The sequence below is a fragment of the Spiroplasma diminutum CUAS-1 genome (assembly GCF_000439455.1).
Taxonomy (GTDB): domain Bacteria; phylum Bacillota_I; class Bacilli_A; order Mycoplasmatales; family Mycoplasmataceae; genus Spiroplasma_A; species Spiroplasma_A diminutum.
The window spans coordinates 676,801-695,933 of record NC_021833.1 but is presented as its reverse complement, the minus strand read 5'-3'; the positions used below and the strand labels follow the sequence as shown (position 1 = coordinate 695,933).

The 19,133-nt window shown below is 25.1% G+C and carries 15 protein-coding genes; 14 read left to right on the top strand and 1 reads right to left on the bottom strand.

What is annotated here, in order from left to right; genetic code table 4:
• Window position 1: 1 nt before the first annotated feature.
• The 14 genes from oppF (at window position 2) to SDIMI_RS03160 (ending at window position 18,050) form a co-directional block, all read left to right on the top strand.
• Window positions 2-2,164 carry an oligopeptide ABC transporter ATP-binding protein OppF gene (gene oppF, locus SDIMI_RS04730; RefSeq protein ID WP_020836562.1) on the top strand — a complete coding sequence of 721 codons (2,163 nt, stop codon included), beginning with the start codon at window positions 2-4 and terminating at the stop codon, window positions 2,162-2,164.
• Between the two features lie 15 nt (window positions 2,165-2,179).
• Complete coding sequence (locus SDIMI_RS03220; RefSeq protein WP_020836561.1) at window positions 2,180-4,492, top strand: ABC transporter substrate-binding protein; 2,313 nt, start codon at window positions 2,180-2,182, stop codon at window positions 4,490-4,492.
• Window positions 4,493-4,558: 66 nt separating this feature from the next.
• Window positions 4,559-5,494 (top strand): alpha/beta hydrolase, encoded by a 936-nt coding sequence (locus SDIMI_RS03215; RefSeq protein WP_020836560.1) that lies wholly within the window; start codon window positions 4,559-4,561, stop codon window positions 5,492-5,494.
• 12 nt (window positions 5,495-5,506) lie between these two features.
• Window positions 5,507-6,796, top strand: a complete 1,290-nt coding sequence (locus tag SDIMI_RS03210; protein WP_020836559.1) for an ATP-binding cassette domain-containing protein — start codon at window positions 5,507-5,509, stop codon at window positions 6,794-6,796.
• A 2-nt stretch (window positions 6,797-6,798) separates the two neighbouring features.
• A complete protein-coding gene (locus SDIMI_RS03205; RefSeq protein WP_020836558.1) occupies window positions 6,799-7,785 on the top strand; it encodes an ABC transporter permease in 987 nt (328 codons plus the stop codon).
• Complete coding sequence (locus SDIMI_RS03200; protein ID WP_020836557.1) at window positions 7,772-8,794, top strand: hypothetical protein; 1,023 nt, start codon at window positions 7,772-7,774, stop codon at window positions 8,792-8,794. The genes SDIMI_RS03205 and SDIMI_RS03200 overlap by 14 nt, the downstream gene beginning before the upstream one ends.
• Window positions 8,795-8,796: 2 nt before the next feature.
• Window positions 8,797-9,654 carry a MurR/RpiR family transcriptional regulator gene (locus SDIMI_RS03195; RefSeq protein WP_020836556.1) on the top strand — a complete coding sequence of 286 codons (858 nt, stop codon included), beginning with the start codon at window positions 8,797-8,799 and terminating at the stop codon, window positions 9,652-9,654.
• Window positions 9,654-10,001 (top strand): hypothetical protein, encoded by a 348-nt coding sequence (locus tag SDIMI_RS03190; protein WP_020836555.1) that lies wholly within the window; start codon window positions 9,654-9,656, stop codon window positions 9,999-10,001. The genes SDIMI_RS03195 and SDIMI_RS03190 overlap by 1 nt, the downstream gene beginning before the upstream one ends.
• A 38-nt stretch (window positions 10,002-10,039) precedes the next feature.
• The gene (locus SDIMI_RS03185; protein ID WP_020836554.1) at window positions 10,040-11,614 is read left to right on the top strand and encodes a glycoside hydrolase family 18 protein; all 1,575 of its coding nucleotides are present in this window, start codon (window positions 10,040-10,042) and stop codon (window positions 11,612-11,614) included.
• Window positions 11,615-11,854: 240 nt separating this feature from the next.
• Complete coding sequence (ileS, locus tag SDIMI_RS03180) at window positions 11,855-14,563, top strand: isoleucine--tRNA ligase (RefSeq protein WP_020836553.1); 2,709 nt, start codon at window positions 11,855-11,857, stop codon at window positions 14,561-14,563.
• Between the two features lie 12 nt (window positions 14,564-14,575).
• Window positions 14,576-15,352, top strand: a complete 777-nt coding sequence (locus SDIMI_RS03175) for a signal peptidase II (RefSeq protein WP_020836552.1) — start codon at window positions 14,576-14,578, stop codon at window positions 15,350-15,352.
• Complete coding sequence (locus SDIMI_RS03170; RefSeq protein WP_020836551.1) at window positions 15,333-16,247, top strand: RluA family pseudouridine synthase; 915 nt, start codon at window positions 15,333-15,335, stop codon at window positions 16,245-16,247. Before SDIMI_RS03175 ends, SDIMI_RS03170 begins: the two co-directional genes overlap by 20 nt.
• 12 nt (window positions 16,248-16,259) lie before the next feature.
• The gene (locus SDIMI_RS03165; protein WP_020836550.1) at window positions 16,260-17,564 is read left to right on the top strand and encodes a rhoptry family protein; all 1,305 of its coding nucleotides are present in this window, start codon (window positions 16,260-16,262) and stop codon (window positions 17,562-17,564) included.
• A gap of 15 nt (window positions 17,565-17,579) precedes the next feature.
• On the top strand, window positions 17,580-18,050 hold the full coding sequence (locus SDIMI_RS03160) for a deoxycytidylate deaminase (protein ID WP_020836549.1): 471 nt from the start codon (window positions 17,580-17,582) through the stop codon (window positions 18,048-18,050).
• Between the two features lie 146 nt (window positions 18,051-18,196).
• Here the strand turns inward: SDIMI_RS03160 and rnhC are convergent, their stop codons facing one another.
• The gene (rnhC, locus tag SDIMI_RS03155) at window positions 18,197-19,075 is read right to left on the bottom strand and encodes a ribonuclease HIII (protein ID WP_020836548.1); all 879 of its coding nucleotides are present in this window, start codon (window positions 19,073-19,075) and stop codon (window positions 18,197-18,199) included.
• Between the last annotated feature and the right edge of the window lie 58 nt (window positions 19,076-19,133).

Sequence of the window (19,133 nt, the reverse complement as noted above, 5' to 3'; positions counted from 1 at the left end):
TATGTCAATAAATAAAGATGTACTTTTAAATATTAGGGATTTAGTTATTGAATTCCGAGTTAAAGGTAAAAAGTTTAGAGCTGTTAAAGAGACTAGTTTTGACATCTATAATGGAGAAATATTTGGTTTAGTAGGAGAGTCTGGTAGTGGAAAAACTACAATTGGTAGAGCTATTGTTGGAGTACAACCATTAAAAGATGGTGCAATCTATATGAACGACAACATTGTAGCTGGTCGTCCAACAAGTTTGTACACTTTAAATAAAGAAATTTCAAAGAAACTTGATAATATGTCATATAAAATGAATGTTACAACAAGAGAAATTCAAGCAAGAATTGATGGTTTAAAAACTTTATATGAAAATTTCTTAAAAAATCCAAGAGTATTAACTCAAGAGGAATTAGAGAAATTTACAAGAAGTTCAAAATTAAAATTTTTAAAAGATATCGTATTGGAAAACTTAAAATACATTAATACTATTATTAAAAATGAAGATAGAATGATTAAGTTTGTAGATAACTTACATTCATATGTTCCTGAAGTTTCTAAAGAACTTGAAAAATCAGTTTTAATTAAATTAAAAGAAACAAAAGAAAGTATTCTTTCAATTAAGGAAAATGCTGATGAAATATATTTAAAAATTAAAGAAATTTCTGAATATAGAGAAACAATTAATAATATTGACCCAGAAAAATTAGATTCAGTAATGACTAATTTGCTAAACATGTGAAAAGTAATTACAGAAAATCATAGAGAGTTTTTATCAAAACTTTCATGAGCTAAATCATTACAATTTCAATTACATGCACTTTCTTCTCCATTAAGTAGAAGACAAAAATACATAAATTACTATAATAATTTAGTTTATGTAAACAGAAATGAATTTTTTGAAGAATGTAAAAATCAATTTGAAATTATGAAGTCAAAAGGAGTAAGTAGTTCAAGTGATGAATATAAAAAACTTGAATACTTTATAAGAGACTTTTGATCAAGAAAAAATTTAAATGTCGTTGCTTCAAAAGAAATTTTAAAATCTCTTTCAGAAAATGAAATAGTAGATTCAAAAATTGAATCACTTGTTTCAAAATTGAAAAATACTGATTTTGAAAATTCAATTAGAGATTTAATTTCAGATGAATCAAACATAACTAATGCAAAAATTGCAGAATTAAAAAAAGAACTTAAATATATTACAAAAATTATTGAAAACAATATTGTAAAAGATAGAGAATTAATTGAAAACTTTAATTCATGAAAAGGAATTGAAATCCCTTATTCTCAAGAAGAAATTGATTCATTTGTTGAATTAGCAGAATTCTTAGAATTACCTTCAATTGATGAAATTATTAAAGATTCTTACTTATTTAAAGTTCAATCAAAAGAACAAAAAAGAAGTAACAGAAAAAATATCCAAATGATTTTTCAAGATCCAGGTTCATCATTAAATGATAGAATGGCAATTGAAGAAATTATTGCAGAAGGAATGGAAAACTTCCCTGATTTATACAAAGGTCAAGAAGCAAAAGAATTATATGTAACAGAATATAATCAAGCAAATCCAAATGAAAAAATTACATTTGACGAAGCGACTCCAGCTGCAGTAAAAAAACATATTATATTAAAGCTTGTTAACTCTGTTGGATTACTACCAGAGCACTTATCAAGATATCCTCATGAATTTTCAGGAGGACAAAGACAACGTGTTGGTATTGCAAGAAGTTTAGCTATGAGACCAAAACTTATTGTAGCTGATGAACCAATTTCAGCACTTGACGTTTCTATTAGAGCTCAGGTTTTAAACTTATTTAAAAAATTCCAAGAGGAATTGGGATTAACATATGTTTTTGTTGCTCATGACTTATCTGTAGTTCGTCATATCGCTGACAGAATCGCTGTAATTTATCATGGTCAAATAATTGAAATTGCACCAGCAGAAGAGTTATTTAAAAATCCTCTTCACCCTTATACAAGAGCCTTGCTTTCTGCAATTCCAATTCCAGAACCTGAACTTGCAAAAGAAACTAAATTAGTAGTTTATAATCCAGAAGAAGAACATAAAGATTACATATTTGATTTACCTTATTTCAAAGAAATAACAAAAGACCATTTTGTTTGAGCAAATAAAAGAGAAATCAAAGAAATTAAAAAATTAATTAAGAAATAAGAAAGGAAGATAAAAATGTCTATATGATATAAAAAAACATTAGGAATATTAGGCTTAGGTTTAGCAACAACAATGATTTCATCTTCTGTGGTTTCTTGTGGAGCTTCTTTTGATGCTATTTTAAATAGAGTTATGAGTACAGATGTTCATAAGTCAATTTATACTAATAACGTTTCAAGTTGAAATACTGCACATTCAATGCAAGCAGAAGATTCAAGAATTTGATCAAATACATTTGATACATTCTTATCAACAGACCAATATGGAAGAATCTATGGTTCTCTTGCAGTAAGTGAATATGGTCAAGATGTAAAAGGACCAGATCATCTTTATGTTGGTGTTAACAATGAGGATTCAACAGAATGAACTTACAAAATGAGAGAAATGAACTGAGTTGATTATAAAGGAAATATAGTTAAAGATGGAAAAAATGCAAGTGTTTATGATGGAGTAATTAGAGCTGCTAAATATGCTTTAAATCCAGCAAATGGATCAGATGTATCATCACTATGAACTTCATTTATTGTTGGAGCGGAAGATATTTATGAATCAATTGGGAAAGCTCAAGATGAACTTGAAGGAAAAGAACTGGAAGATGCAATTCAAAAACAATATGCTAGAATTGAAAATCCTGATGAATTTGGAATAAGTTCAAAAAATGAAGATGGAAAGGAACTAATTACTTTTAAATTAGCGAAAGCTGCACCTTATTTTGAAAGCTTACTAACTTATTCTGTATTCTCTCCAATTAATTCAGTTAATCCTCAAACTACTGGACCTGTAAATAAATTTGAGGATGCATATTATAATGGAGCATACTATGTTCAACAAGCAAATCCAAATGGAAAAATTATTCTTAAAAAGAATGAACATTATGCATTGAAACAAAGTACTAATATTGAAACTTTAGAATTCAATTATTTAGAAGATGCATCAGCTTCAAGAGAAAGAACTTTATTTGAATCTGGTTCAACTTCATCATTTGAACTAAAATCAGATGATCTAAAAGGTTGAAGTAGATATATTGGTAAAGGAAAAGAAGCATATGATAATCCAAATTTTGGAGCAGCATATGAAGTTGAATCACCAGATAAAGCAGCGTCATTCATGTTAGTTTATAACTATTATAATGCAAATATTGATGATGCTAGTGTTGGTGTTGTTGAACAAAATAGAGCATTAAATGCTTCAAAACTTCTACAATCAAAAGATGTTAGAGCATTTATATCAACAACTCTAAATAGAAGTGATTTTGCAAGATACTTTTCTAAAACAATTGATGATGTTGGACAAAATTCACAAATGCTAAGAAATACTTATACTGCTGAAGGTGTAGCACAAGATGAAAAAGGTATTGACTATACACAATATGTGGCAAGAGAATTTGATAAAAGTGTGGGTAATGAAGAAAATTTAGAAGGATCAATTTCTTTAAAAGATGGTCAAGATCCTTATAAAACATATGCTAAAGAACTTTCAGATAATAAAACAAGTGAAGAACTTATCAAAGATATTAATAAATTTATAGAAATTAATGGAATTAATAAACAAGATATAAAGGGTTATGGTAAAAGAGTTGTTTTAAGACTTATTTTAAGTCCATCAAATAATAATTCATTAAATCCGTATTTAAATTTAATGATGAAAGGCTTTAATTCGATAGAAAATAATCCAATTTATATTGAAACAAAAACATTACCATCAAACGATGATTATAGAACTGCTGGATCAAAAGGAGCAACTGATTTATTCATTAGTGGTTGATCTCCAGACTATAAAGACCCATCATCATTCTTAGAAACAATTACTTTAACTGGACCTTATAGAGGATATAATGGAACAGTTAGACTATTTGAAAAGAATAAAGAAGGTAATTATGTAGTTAAAAATAAAAATCTTTTGACTAAAAAAAGTGAGAGTTCTGATCAAGGAAGTGCAACAGAGGATTTATTAAAAGCTTTTGAAAGTTTTTCAAATGATTTTAAAGAAACTGATGCTAATGTAACAATTCCTTCTGAAAGATATACTCAATTTGCTGAACAAGAAAATAGTTTCTTTTATGAAAATTTCTTATCTTTAAGTTTATATACAAAAGCTTTACCAAAAGTTTGAACTGTAAGTTACTTAGCTCCGTATACAAAATCATATGAAGCATTTGGTACTGCTCAATTTAAATTCTATAACACTTATTTAAACTCAAAATTATTGAGTGAAAAAGAGTGAAAAGAAAAATTTGAAGAATATAAACAAAAAATGGCAGTCGTTAAAAGCGATTGAACAAAATGAAGATCTGGAGCTCATTGATCAACTGAAACTAATGGTGATTAAAACTTTTAAAATTCTACATTTATGTAGAATTTTTTTTATACAATTAATAGAGTGAGGTATAAATTTATGAGCGATTTAATTATAGAAAAAATAATTTCTCTTATTAATAATAGAAATAGAGATAATCATGATCTTTATAAAAATAATGGTTATATAAATCTTTTGAGTTTATATCAACAAGCTATTTTTGAACAATCAAACGATCAAGAAGTTTTGAATTTGAATATTAGAAATTTTAAAAAAGTTGAATTTAAATCTTTTGATTCAAAAAATCTTGTAGGAATTGTTCACTTAAATGAGAAAAAAACAAATAAGTGAATTCTTGCATGTCATGGATTTTCTTCTTCAAAAGAATCTAGTGCAATTGCTAGTTACTATTTTAATAAACTTGGATATAACATATTTGCATTCGATTTTAGAAATCATGGGGAATCTGATGATGCAATTATAACTATGGGTGTTAATGAAGAAAAAGATTTGAAAAGTGCTTTGGATTTTCTTAAAAAAAATTATAAAGTAAAAGAACTTGGATTAATTGGCTTTTCAATGGGAGCTCATACAATAAACAGATTTGCACTTTCAAATGATTTAAAATCTTATAATATAAGATTTGCAATTACAGATTCACCTTATTTTGAAACAACAAAAGTTTTAAAAAAAATTATTAACTCTATTGGTGGTCCTGTAATAGGAAATATTTTAGATAAAGTATTACAAGGAGTTTATAAAGTATATAATAATAATTATAAAATTGATATTGAATTTGACACAATAACTTATAGAATTGCATTATGTGAAAAGACTTTTCCAATTCTTTATTTACATTCTAAAAAGGATAGTGTAACAGATTACAAAGATAGTGAAAAGTTTCATAGTTTAAGAAAAATCTTAAATGTAAAAGATTCACTTCATATTTTTTTAACAGGTGAGCATATAAGAACACAAGTTATGCACCCAGAAATGTATTGAAAACTAGTGGAAAATTTTATAAATAAAAAATAAAGGTGAATTGAGATGGAAAGTAAAGAAATAAGTGTATCATTGGAAAATGTTTCAAAAATTTTTAATAAAAGTGTTTGAGCAATAAAGAAAATAAATTTAAAAATTTATAAAGGAGAAGGAATTGCAATTATTGGACCAAACCAGTCTGGAAAGAGTGTGCTTGGAAGACTAATTGCAAGTCAAATTAAACAATCAGGGGGAGTTATTGAGTATAATTTCAATAATGATAATATTATGTCAAACATTGGTTTTCAGTTCAGACAAACCACTTGACCTGAAGGTTTTACAGTAAAAGAAGTTTTTAATCTATATAAACATATTCATGATGTTAATGATAAAAAATGAATTGAAGATATTGTAAATGTTTTTGGTATTGACTCAAGATGAGATAAAACTTTAACATCTTGTAATACTTCTTGATTACAATTATTTTCTATTGCTTTAGCTATAATAAATAAACCAAACTTAGTTGTACTTGATGAAGTTTCATCATCAATTGGATTGGATTTTAAAATAAAAATATTAAACTTTTTAAAAGAATATAAAGAAGAAAATAATGCAACTTTTGTAGTTATTTCACCAGATGATTCAACATTTGAATTTTTATGTGAAAGAGTAATTGTTTTAGAAAATGGATTTATAATCTCAGATGACTATATTACCGATTGAAAAAATAATTTAACATTTGAAAAATATTCACTTAATATAATGGATGCAATTAAACAAAATGAAATTACAGTTAAACCTGATCCATTATTTAAACCAATAATAAAAAAATTTGAAACCAATTCTGCTATATTTAGAGATAAATATAATATATTTTTGGAAAAAAATATTGGACATGAACATGAACCAAATATTGTTGAAATTAGAAATATAGATTTTCATATCAATGAATTACAAAATATACTTGAAAATTTACTTTCAACAGCAATTAATAGGAAAAATATTGAACAAGTTATTTTACATACAAAAATGTTGATTAAAATTTTTAAAAAAACAAAAAAGAAGATTAATAAAATTGATCCTAAAATTAAATATAAGAAATCAGCTTTAATGTTTTTTAATAGAACAGAGAGGTTTTTAGAGTATCTTGAACAAGATTTGTATAAAAGTTTTAAATCAAATAAATATATTGCATATGCAACAGAACTGACAGCAGAACTTTCTAAAAAGGAATTAGAAAAACTATCTGCTTTAAAGAAAAAATACATTCAAGAAGAAATCAAATCAATGAAATTGGAGAATAGAATTCTCAAAAAACAACAAAAACAAGAGAAAAATAAAAAAAGAAGGAGTTAATTATGAAAGCATCAAATTGAAGCGTTTTTAAAAATTTATTTTCAATGCAACTTTCAAACTATAAAAAGGATTTATTTATCATATTTTCTGGTTGAATTGTTACAACATTAACGCTTGTTATTTGACTTGCTTTTAAAAATGCAGGTACTGGTGCTAATCAAGAAAATCTTAGTGTTGATAGTTTTATTTTAGCTAGTGCTATTGGTATTAGTGTAATTAGAAATTGCTTATTTAATCTTGTAAAAACAGTATATGATTTAAAAACATCTTTATTTCTTGAAAAGATATTTTCAACGAAAATTTCAAAAACATTTGTATTCTTTGTAATTATGCTCTTTAATCAATTTGTAAATTTGCTTGTAGCATTATTTATGTTTGCTATTGCAATGGCATTTCCAGATCAAAGACATAGTTTATCAAATGTGAACTGAACAATTTTTATTCTAGGTTTCTTTTTATTAGCAATTTCTTCAAATTTATTGGCACTTATAATTGTATTTACAACAAAAAAATATGAATGAGCTTCAGTTATTGCAAACATATTCTATTTTTTTCCAATGTTTTTACTTGGATTAGGAATTCCTTGAAATTTATTAGAGCAAAATAAACCAATAATAATAATTGGATTTTTACTACCACAAAGATACTTTTTAAATATAATGGCATCTGGTTGAGCAGGGGATATTAAAATGCAAGAAAATCAATTTACATATCATGGTCATTATTGAATTCCTTACTTGATTGCTTTTGTATTACTTATTTCATTTACTATTGCAATATTTTATATTCTTTTTAAAGAATATCAACATAAAACAAAATCATTTAGTAGATTAAAAGGTAATGCAAATCACAGAGCAATTATTTACAATATTAAAAATGCAAATTCAATTGATGAATTAAATGAAGTTTTAGATATTAAAAAGCTTACAATAGAAATTAAAAAGAAAAAGAAAATACTTAGAGGAAAAATAAAAAATGAAAAAGAATAATTATTCTGTAAAAAATCATAATAATCTCAAAACTTTTAAAGATTTATATATATTATCTTTAAAAACTTTTGTCTATTCTCCTATTAATATGTTTTTAGGAGTTTTTCTAGTTATTTTTACATTATTTATTTGATTATTATTTAAAGGAGATAATCCTTTTTTATTTGCTTCAGCTGTTGGAGCTTTGGTTGTAAGAAATGGAATACATACATTTCACAGAACTCTTTCAAATAATAAAACTACAGGATTTAATAAAAGAATAAGTAATACTGGATTAAATAGTTTTGTTAGACCAGGAGCTAATATTTTAGCTAATTTTACAATTAATTTTATAATTATTATTTTATTGATGCTTTTAACATTAATATTCTTTAATGATCAAAGACAATTATTTCTTGGTGTTAACTGATGAATGTTTATTTCAGGAACTTTTAGTTTATGAATACTTTGTGTTTTAATTAGCTATGCAATTTTTATATTTATTGACTCTACAATAGTTGGAACAATTTATGTTTCTTTGATTTATATATTTTCATATAACTTATTGGGGTGTGCTTTTCCATATGAAGTTATTGCAAGAATTAATTGATTAAATATAATTTTATATTTTTTACCTCAAAGATATATGTTAAATGTTATGCAAGCTGGTTGAGTTAATGCAAAAAATCTAGTATATCCTGGTCTTGGAGAAGAACAACTGTATAAAGTTGATTTTAGACTTGGGGGTAACTTAGCAATACCTTTTTTTGTAACATACACTTTAATATTTATTCTATCATTTTGTTTAATAGCCTTTATAATAATAAAGGTTAAAAAAACTAAAGTGGATATCTATGGTACAAGTGTTGTTTTAAAATTATCATCTGATTATATAAAAGAAATAAAAAAATGTTCAAATATTCAAGAATTAAATGAGCTTAGAGAAAAACATATTGAAGAGACAAAAATTAATTCCAATTATATTAAAAAGATATCTATGAAAAAAGTATTTAAAAAAAGAGGTAAATAAGAATGAAAATTATTGATTCAAAAGATAAAAAGTTAAATTCAACAGAAGGTTCAATTCTCAATTTGATTAATACAGATCCAGATTTTTTTTGTAGTCACTCAATTCAAGAAGTTTCAAAACAAAGTAATGTAAGTCCTTCAACAATGACAAGAGTTTGTCAAAAATTAGGATTTAAGTCTTTTAAATCAACACAAATGTTTGTTTATGAAAAATCAAGAATGCAAAACGATTATTATAAATTAGGTGATGACAATACTATTCAAGAGATTATACATAATGTTCGTGGAGCTGCTATGTATACTATTAATGAAACTTTGAATAGTATTAATTCAAAAGAAATTGAAGAAATTGCTAAGAGAATATATTCTTCAAAAAGAGTAATGATTTTTGGATTAGAACAACAACAGATAAGTGCAAATTCATTTGTTTTAAATTTATCAAGAATTAATATAATGGCACAACATGTTTCAAATATTCACAACTACGTTCAAAGAACAATATTTTTTGATGAAAATGATTTTGCAATTTTTATAACAAGAACTGGTTGAACAAAAGAAATTATTGAATCAATAAAATGAAGTTATAACAAAAACATTCCAATGCTTGTTTTAACAGCAGACAGAGAAATAACAATAGAGCAGCTTGAAGATTCAATTGATATATCAAATATTCATATAATTGAAACTCAAACAATTAATAATGATAAAATAAAATATCCATCAATTTCTTCTGTTCCTGGAGAAATGATTATATTTGACTTAATATTTAATATTATTGTAAGTCAAAATGAAAAATTTAGAGATATGTTCAAAAAAACAGCTGAAATATCATTAAATTGAAATTTTGAGGGTAAATTCTAATGAATAATACAGAATTATTATTAAAAATTCAAGAACTGGAAAAAGAATTAGAAAATTATAAGAGTAGAGAAGAATATACAAAAAAAGGTCTTGAAAGAACAAAAAGTGTTTATGAAGTTGCAAGAAAAAATGCAGAAATTATAATATCAAAAGCAGTTAATTTAGCATATGATCTAAAAAATGATATTGAAGAAACTTTAGTTAAAATAGAACAAAATCCAATTGATTTTACAATTTATTTAGAATTATTTTTAAATAAAAATGAGCATTTTATTAATAATAAAGATGAAAAAATTAATGAATATTTGGAAACTATTATTGATTCATTAGATAAAAGTACTAATTAATATTTTTTTAATATATAATTATCTTAAAAGGAGAATTTATGAAGAAATTACTAGCTATTATTGCATCAACAGCTTTTACTGTATCAATTACTTCAACAACTGTTGTTTCTTGTACAATAAATTTAAAAGATATAAATTCTCTTAGATTTAATCTTGATTTAGGAGAAATGGAATCTGTTAATCAAAAAGAGGTTATAAAACAAATCGCAAAAATAAATAAAATTACTACAAATAATCCAAGAGAAATTGCAAGACTTGCGAATCTAACATTAGATACTAAGTCAATAAAACCTAAACAACCTAAAATCTCTAATGAAACATATGCTGATGAAAAACAAGAATATAGTGCAACTATAAACGCATCAAAATATTCTAGAATTGCAAAAGGTTCAACAGAAATTACTTTTATAACAACTCCAGAAGAAATAGAAAAGGCTAGTAATCCTATTGCTCAACAAGAACGTAATCTAATGGGGTACTGATGAAATTGAGGAAATTCAATAAGTATTCCAAATAGTGAAACAGGAGAAGACTATAAAAAGGGACTTGGTTGAAGAGATCCAAAATTGGAAGTAGTTATTAAAAATAGCCCATATGATATTATAAATATTTCTTCATTGTATACTACTAATGGAGAAAACGATATTGATGGACTAAATTTGGCAGATTTTACTCTTGATTTAGATCAAGAGAATAGTCCATATGATCTTGCAAATTCTAAGTATTTAATGGATAGAAAAGAAAGTACAGAAAAAGATAATAAAAAGATAATTGCCTCATTTGGTGGTGGTTCTGCTGACAGAATGATTTGAAAATGAAAACAAAAGGCTAGACTTAAAAATAAATTGGGATCAATATTAAATGGATTTGGTTTAGATGGTTTAGATTTAGCAATTAATGGTAAAACACTTTATAATAGAGAAAGTCAAGAAACAATTTCACAATCAATTAAAGAAATTATGATTGAATATTGATTAAATAATAAGGATTTTCATTTGTCAATTTCAGCAAAAAATCAATGATTGTTAAATAATGCAATATCAACAAATAAACCAACTGTAATTCCTTTTATTGAGTCACTTGATGGTTGATTTAATGACATAAATTATCTTGCATATAATGTTTATAGACCAACATATTTTGTAAAAGCACAAGACGATATAACATTAACTGATTTAAATGGAGAAGAAAAATCAATCAAAAAAGGTGAGTTATTTATACCTCAAAAACATGAAGAAAGTCCTTTATATTTCTATGGTAATTTGAGAACATTAATAGATAAAAAATGAAATGAAAATTCAGATTACTATTATCTTGGAGATAAAGCAGTAAGAATAAGTTTGGGTACAAAATATTCTATTTTAAGAAGTGCTTTTGAAATTAAAGGTGAAAACAGTAATTGAACAATTGCATTAAATGCACTTAATGAAATTAAAGAAGATGGTAAAGCAATTTCAAAAAATGTTTTAGGATTTAGTTATTTTGGAATTAATATAGATCAAATATTATCAAATGAAGAACCTGTAAAACCAACAAAATTTGATCACGGAACATTCTTAAAAGATTGAATGGATAAAATTAATAAGCCAAACCACAATAAGACACGATTTTAATAAAATTCTTTCACAGAGAGTTAATAATTGGTGAAAATTAACAAAGAATTATTAAAATTATCACTTATTTAGTTTAGGAGAAGAAAAGTATTCTACTTAGTAGAACTCCTCGCACAGAAAGCGTTAACATTCTATTAAAGATAAATAGATATCTATTTTTAGTATTTATTTAATTAGGATGGTACCGCGTTCAAACGCTCCTATTATTAGGAGCATTTTTTTATATGAAGGGAAATAATTATGGAAAAAAATTATAAAGATACATTACTTATTAATCAAACAACTTTTGATATGAAAGCGGATTTAAAAGTTAAAGAGCCAAATATTCAAGAAAACTGAAAACAAAAAAGTATTTATAAAAAGAAAATTGAAAAAAATAAAAATAAACCTACATTTGTATTACACGATGGCCCTCCATATGCAAATGGAAACATTCATGTAGGACATTCTTTAAATAAAATCTTAAAAGATTTTATTGTTAGATGAAAAAATCAATCAGGATATAATTCTCCTTATATAATGGGGTGAGATACTCATGGACTTCCTATTGAAACTGCAATTACAAAAACTGGAATAGATAGAAAAGCAATGGGACCAGTAGAATTTAGAAATTTATGTAAAGAATATGCATTACAACAAGTTGCAAATCAATCAGAGCAATTTAGAAGACTTGGAATTTTTACTGACTATGATTGTAGATATATAACATTAACAGATGATTTTGAATTAAGTGAATTAAAATTATTTTCAAAAATGGTAGAAAAGGGATTAATTTATAGAGACTTAAAACCTATTTATTGATCTCCTTCAAGTGAATCAGCTCTTGCTGAAGCTGAAATTGAATATGCTGAAGTTAAATCTCCAACAATTTTTGTTGCTTGTAAAATTATTGAAAATAGTAAATTTGAAAATACAAATCTTGTGGTTTGAACTACAACCCCATGAACAATTCCTTCAAATCAATTAATTGCTTTAGGTGAAGAGTTAGATTATGTTGTTGTAAAACCAGAAAATGATGAAAGACAATTTATTGTAGCAAATGATTTACTTGAATCAGTAAGTGAACAAATTGGATGAGAAAATGTAAAAGTTGTTGAAACTTATAAAGGAAATGAATTAACAAATATTGTTTATCAACATCCTTGATATGATGACAAAACTGGATTTACAGTTATTGGTCATCACGTAACAAGCGAAGCTGGAACAGGACTTGTTCATACAGCAGGAGGTTTTGGAGAAGATGACTTTGAAATTGTTACAAAACATAATATCAAAGCTTTTGCTCCAATTGATAATCAAGGAAAATTTGATGTAACAATTAAAGATTCAAGACTTGAAGGAATATTTTATGAAGATGCCAATAAGATAATTGGTACTGAATTACAAGAAAAAGGATTATTATTAAAACTTAAATTTGTAAAACACTCATATCCTCATGATTGAAGAACTAAAAAACCAGTTATTTATAGAGCAACACACCAATGATTTGTTAGTTTGTCAAATGTAAAAGAAGAAATCAATGATGTTATTGTAAATAATGTAAAAACAAATCCAGAGTGATCAAAAGAGAGATTAAAAAATATTATTAAAGATAGAAATGACTGAACTATTTCACGTCAAAGACTTTGAGGAGTTCCAATTATTGCTTTCTTTGATAAAGAAAAACAGCCACAAATTAGTAAAGAAATAGTTGATTATGCAATATCAATTATTGAACAAAAAAATACAAATGCTTGATTTGAACTTTCAGCAGATGAATTTTTACCAGAACAATTTAGAGGTTTAGGTTGAACTAAAGAAACAGATATTCTTGATGTTTGATTTGATTCAGGAAGTTCTAATTTAGCAATCGAACAAAATTTTGGACTACAAAGACCATTTGATGTTTATCTAGAAGGAAATGACCAATATAGAGGATGATTTAATTCTTCAATGATTAACTCAGTTATATATGATGGTAAACCAGCGTATAAAGAATTAATAACTCATGGTATGACAAATGATGAAAAGGGTAAAAAAATGTCTAAATCAATTGGAAATACAATTGATCCTTTAGAGATTGCAGATGATTTAGGAACAGATATTTTAAGACTTTGAGTATTTTCAACTGATTTTACAGATGATCAAAGAATTGGAAAAGAAATCTTAAAACAAATATCAGAATCATATAGAAAAATTAGAAATACTATCAGATTTATATTATCTAATTTAGTTGATTTTGATCCAAAATTAAACTATCAAAGTAATTTAGAAGATGTTGATAAATTTGCTTTACATAATTTAACTTTGACAAAAGATAAATACTATAAAGATATGGAAAATTATTCATTTAATAGTGCATTTAAATTAATTAACAATTATGTAACAAATGACTTATCTTCATTTTATTTAGATTTTATTAAAGATATTATTTATGTAGAAGCTAAAGATTCACAAAGAAGAAGACAAGTTCAAACAGTAATGTATGAACAATTATGAGTACTTTTAGATATGCTAAGACCTGTATTAATTCATACTGTTGAAGAAGCATATAGTCATATGCAAAATATTGAAAAAGAAGAATCAATTCACTTATTGGACTTAAGAGAACAAAAATTCTTACAAAGTCCAGAATTTGTTAAAATCTGAAACACAGTGTTAGATTTACGTGATGATGTAAATGAATCACTTGAAAAAGCAAGAAATGAAAAGATAATTAAAAAGGGATTTGAAGCTGTAATTAGCTTACAATTAAAATCTGAGTTTGATTTTATTAAAGAAATAAAAGACTTAAATCAAATTTTAATTGTTAATTCAATTAACTTTTTAGACTTAAAACAAGAAATTAATTCTAAGGTTGCAAATGTTGGTGTAGAATTAAAACAAGGATTAAAATGCCAAAGATGTTGAGCAATTTTTGATGAATTGCAAGACGATATCTGTCAAAGATGTTTTGATGTAATAAATTAAGGTGTGAAAATTATGCAAGACTTTATCTTCAATATTAAGTCAAATTTAAAAAATTATAATTTTATATTTAAATATAAATTAGTATGATGTTTACCACTCATACTTTTTTTAGTGGTTTTGGATTGAATAAGTAAAGCAATTGTTGTAAGTAATATGAAAATTGAAGGAACCACAGCTAAATTTATACCAGGGTTTATAGAATTTGAATATAAAATAAACCCTGGAGCAGCTTATGGAATGAATGCTGAAAATAAGGGTCTTGCAATTTCTATTGCAGCGTTAGTGACTGTATTTTTAATTTTGATATTTGTATTTATGAAAAATAAATATTGATTAATACCAATTAATTTAATGGTTGCAGGTAGTTTTGCAAATTTATTAGGTAGAGCATGAGCTCCAAGTACATTACTTAATGGTAAAATTGTAAAAGGTGGAGTTGTAGACTTTATAAAATTTGATTTTAATTTTTTAGGGTCAAATAGCTATATATTTAATTTAGCTGATGCTTGAGTATCAATAGCAGTAGGATTTATAATAGTTATTATGTTTGTTTATATATACTTCGAAATTAAAGAAGCTATTATGAAATCAAAACATCAAGAAGATTTTGAAGTTTATGCAGAATTAAGAGCAAAACAAATTTTACTTTTTGAAACTTATTGATCAAGTTCATTTAAAAAAAATGAAAATAGCATTACATATAAACAATATTTAAAAACAAATAAAGAAATACATAATGAATGAAAAAAATTTAAAAAGGGGGTTAACAATGGAACAAGTGGAAATTAAATTAGAACAAGATTCAGGTAGATTAGATAAGTTTTTAACTGATTTTTTAAAAGAAGAATATGATTTTTCTAGAAGTTATGTACAAAAATTAATTGAATCAAATGATGTACTTGTAAATGACCAACAAGTTAGTGTTAAATATAACTTACTAAAAGATGATTTGATCAAAATGAACTTAAAAGAACCTACAGAACTTGAAGCTAAACCAGAAGATATTGATTTTGAAATAGTTTATCAAGACAAAGACTTATTAGTTGTTAATAAACCAAATGCTCTTGTAGTTCACCCAGCTGCTGGAAACCCAAGTGGAACTCTTGTTAATGGACTTTTATTTAAGATTAAAGATTTATCTTCTATTGGAGGAGTTTTGAGACCTGGAATCGTTCATAGACTTGATAAAATGACAACAGGGTTAATGATTGTTGCTAAAAATGATAAAGCACATAGAAGATTGACAGAAATGTTGGCAAATAATGAAATTCATAAAGAATATATAGCTCTAGTTCATGGAGTTGTTGAACCAAATGCGGGAAAAATTAATGCACCTATTGGTAGACATAAAGGTGATCGTAAGAAAATGACAACAACAGATATAAATTCAAAACATGCAATAACAAATTTTACAGTATTAGAGCGTTATCAAAATCATACAAAAATAAGTTGTGTGATTGAAACAGGAAGAACTCATCAAATTAGAGTTCATATGGCATTTATAAAACATCCAGTGGTTGGAGATCCGATATATGCATTTAGAGAAGATATGAAAGAAGAATTTGGTCAGTATTTACATGCATATAAACTTGCATTTAATCATCCAATTACAAATGAAAAAATTGAATTAATAAGTGAATTACCAATTGAATTTAATGATAAAATCAATATGTTTAAAGAATAGGTGAGTAATAATATGGCAAATTTTAATGAATTAAAATTAAGTTTAGTTCACTATTTTGTTAAAGTTGAAAAATATAAAGCTTTAGAAAACTACAGTAATGAATATGTTTCTTATTTAATAAATCCAAAAGCTGATTATAAAATAATAAGAGTAACTGTAGGTTCTCCTGCAAGCTCTGATAAAAACTTAAATGAAATAAAAGAGAATTTAAAAACTCAAAAAAGAGAAAAAATAGAAATAATAAATATTGCTTTAAGTGACAGTGATATTGAAATCTCATTAGAAGGTTTAACATTAAGTGTTTCTTCTTTAGAAACAATTAAAACTAAGTTAAAACCGTATTTTTCAAAAATAGATTCTCTAAGGGAAAATGAAAAAGAAGACAAAGAAGAATATATTTCAGATGAAGAAATGGTAGAAATTTTAAAAGATCCATCAAAATCATCAAACATAAAATTTAAAAAAGCTATTCAAAAAATGAATAGAAATACACCTATTTCAATTATTCTAGTCTCAATGTTTTTTATATTACCTTTAGTTACAATGGTTTTATCATTTTTGTGATTTCCAAATATTAATGGTTTATCATTAGACTTATTTTTTGGAGCTACAAATAGAAATTTAACAATTGTGGGTCAACAATGATGAAGAATATTTACATATGGATTTACTGCAAATTCAAATGGAGCTATTATGGCATTCATTCAAATAATATTCTTAACAGGTGGAGTAATTAAAATAGCAAGATATACTGAAGGATTAATTGGATCATTTAGATTTGCTCTTGCAATCTTTATTACTTATCCATTAGTTGGATTCTTTGTGAGTGCTGCAGTTCCTGATCAAATGGCTGTTTTTTCAGGTGGGTTAGGATTTATGGCAAGTGTTGTTGGAGTATTGGGTGTAACAACATGAGATAAAAAAAGAGAACCAATTCAATTATTTTCAAAAAATAGAATGGTATTTCCAATCTTTTGTTTAGTAATTTATCCATTATTTTTAGGTCAAATGCATTTATATATAATGATAATTGCTTCAGCTGCAATATCATCAAGTATATATTTACTTTCAATTTATAAAAAAAATACTATGGATAAATTAATTATAATTCCAATAGTTATATTGACTATTTCATTTATATTACCTTTAACACTTTCATTAATTTCATACTATTCACCAGCTCATGATCCTTATTCAGCAATTACTTTACAACTATATGTAAGACGAAATTTAATGACAAGTGATTCTGCAAATATAATCTTTAAAAAGAATGGTTGAGATTGATTTATGAATTCAGATGGAAGTATTAGCTCTTAAAAGGGAATTGATAATATGAAAAAACGAGATAATTATATTGATTGAGACACTTATTTTTTAGCAATGGTTCAATTAAATGCAATGAGAAGTAAAGATCCTACAACACAAGTTGGAAGTGTAATAGTAAATGATTTAAAACAAGTCATTTCAACAGGTTATAATGGACTTCCAAGAGGATTAAACGATGATAACTATCCATGAGATAGACAAGGAGATTTAAAAGACACTAAATATCCTTATATTGTTCATGCAGAATTAAATGCTATTCTTTCATCAAAAGAATCTGTAAGAGGTTGTGAAATTTACACTAGTTTATTTCCTTGTAATGAATGTACAAAAAGCATAATTCAATCAGGAATAAAAAAAATTATATATTCATCTGATAAATATATTGATACTATTGAGAATAAAATAGCTAAAAAAATGCTAGACGAAGCTAAAATAAAATATATTTATAAAAAAGAAATTAAAGTTGAATTGAAATAATTTTTTTTTTTTTTTTTAAGAATATAATATAGTCGTGTTAGTAAATTACTAACACTCTGTATTTCAAGTATTAATTAAAATTTAATACATTTTCTCAATGCGTCCATCTTTGAGATTTAAAAAACCCATATAAATATGGGTTTTTTTTATTTGTTACTATTAAAATGTAATTTAATAAATTTTGTAACTTCTAAAGGAAATTCTTTTTTATATGTATTAACATAATCTTTAACATTATTGCTAGCTCCTAAAGGAAGTTTAATATTAAATTCTTTTTCCAATTTTTCAATTTCTTTTAAAAAGTGAAATCTTGCAATAATACTTGCAATTGCAACTGAAATATATTTTGATTCTGCTTTTGTTTCAAAATATATATCTTCTATTACAACTTCTTGATCTTTTAAATAATTATAATAATTTTTTTTATCAACGAATTGATCCATTATTATTTGTTGTCCAATCAATTCGTTATTATTTCTAAAAAGTCTTTTTAAAGCTTGATTATGACAAATCGCTTTTAAGATATGAGTATTTTTATAGATATCATATGCCTTATTATATTTTGAATTGTCAAGAATATAAACTTCTCATTTGACTTTATCTTTTAGTTGTTCAAATAAATCAATTATTTTTAAGTCATTAATTTTTTTAGAGTCTGTAATACTATTTGTTAGTTCAGGGTAGTTTAAAATAAAATCTTTATTTACATAAGCACAACAAGTTATTAATGGACCAAAAAAATCACCAACACCAACTTCATCACAACCAATATTTGGTAGTTCCAAACTTAAGGGTTTTGTAACATTAATGTCACTTTGTAAATTATATTTTAAAGCAAATAATTGAGCATCATTTCCTTGAATTAATACAGTATTTGTAGTATAAATACTTATTGTTAGATTATTTTTTGTTTTAATTAAATATTTTATATTTGGATTTTTTGAATCAGTTAAAAATAATTGATTATCATCAATAATTTTATTTATTATATTTTGATCTACTTTTTTAAAACTTAAACTTGTCATCTATTTCAAGCCTTTCTAGATAAATTATAATGTAAAATAAGGTTTATAAATAAAATAA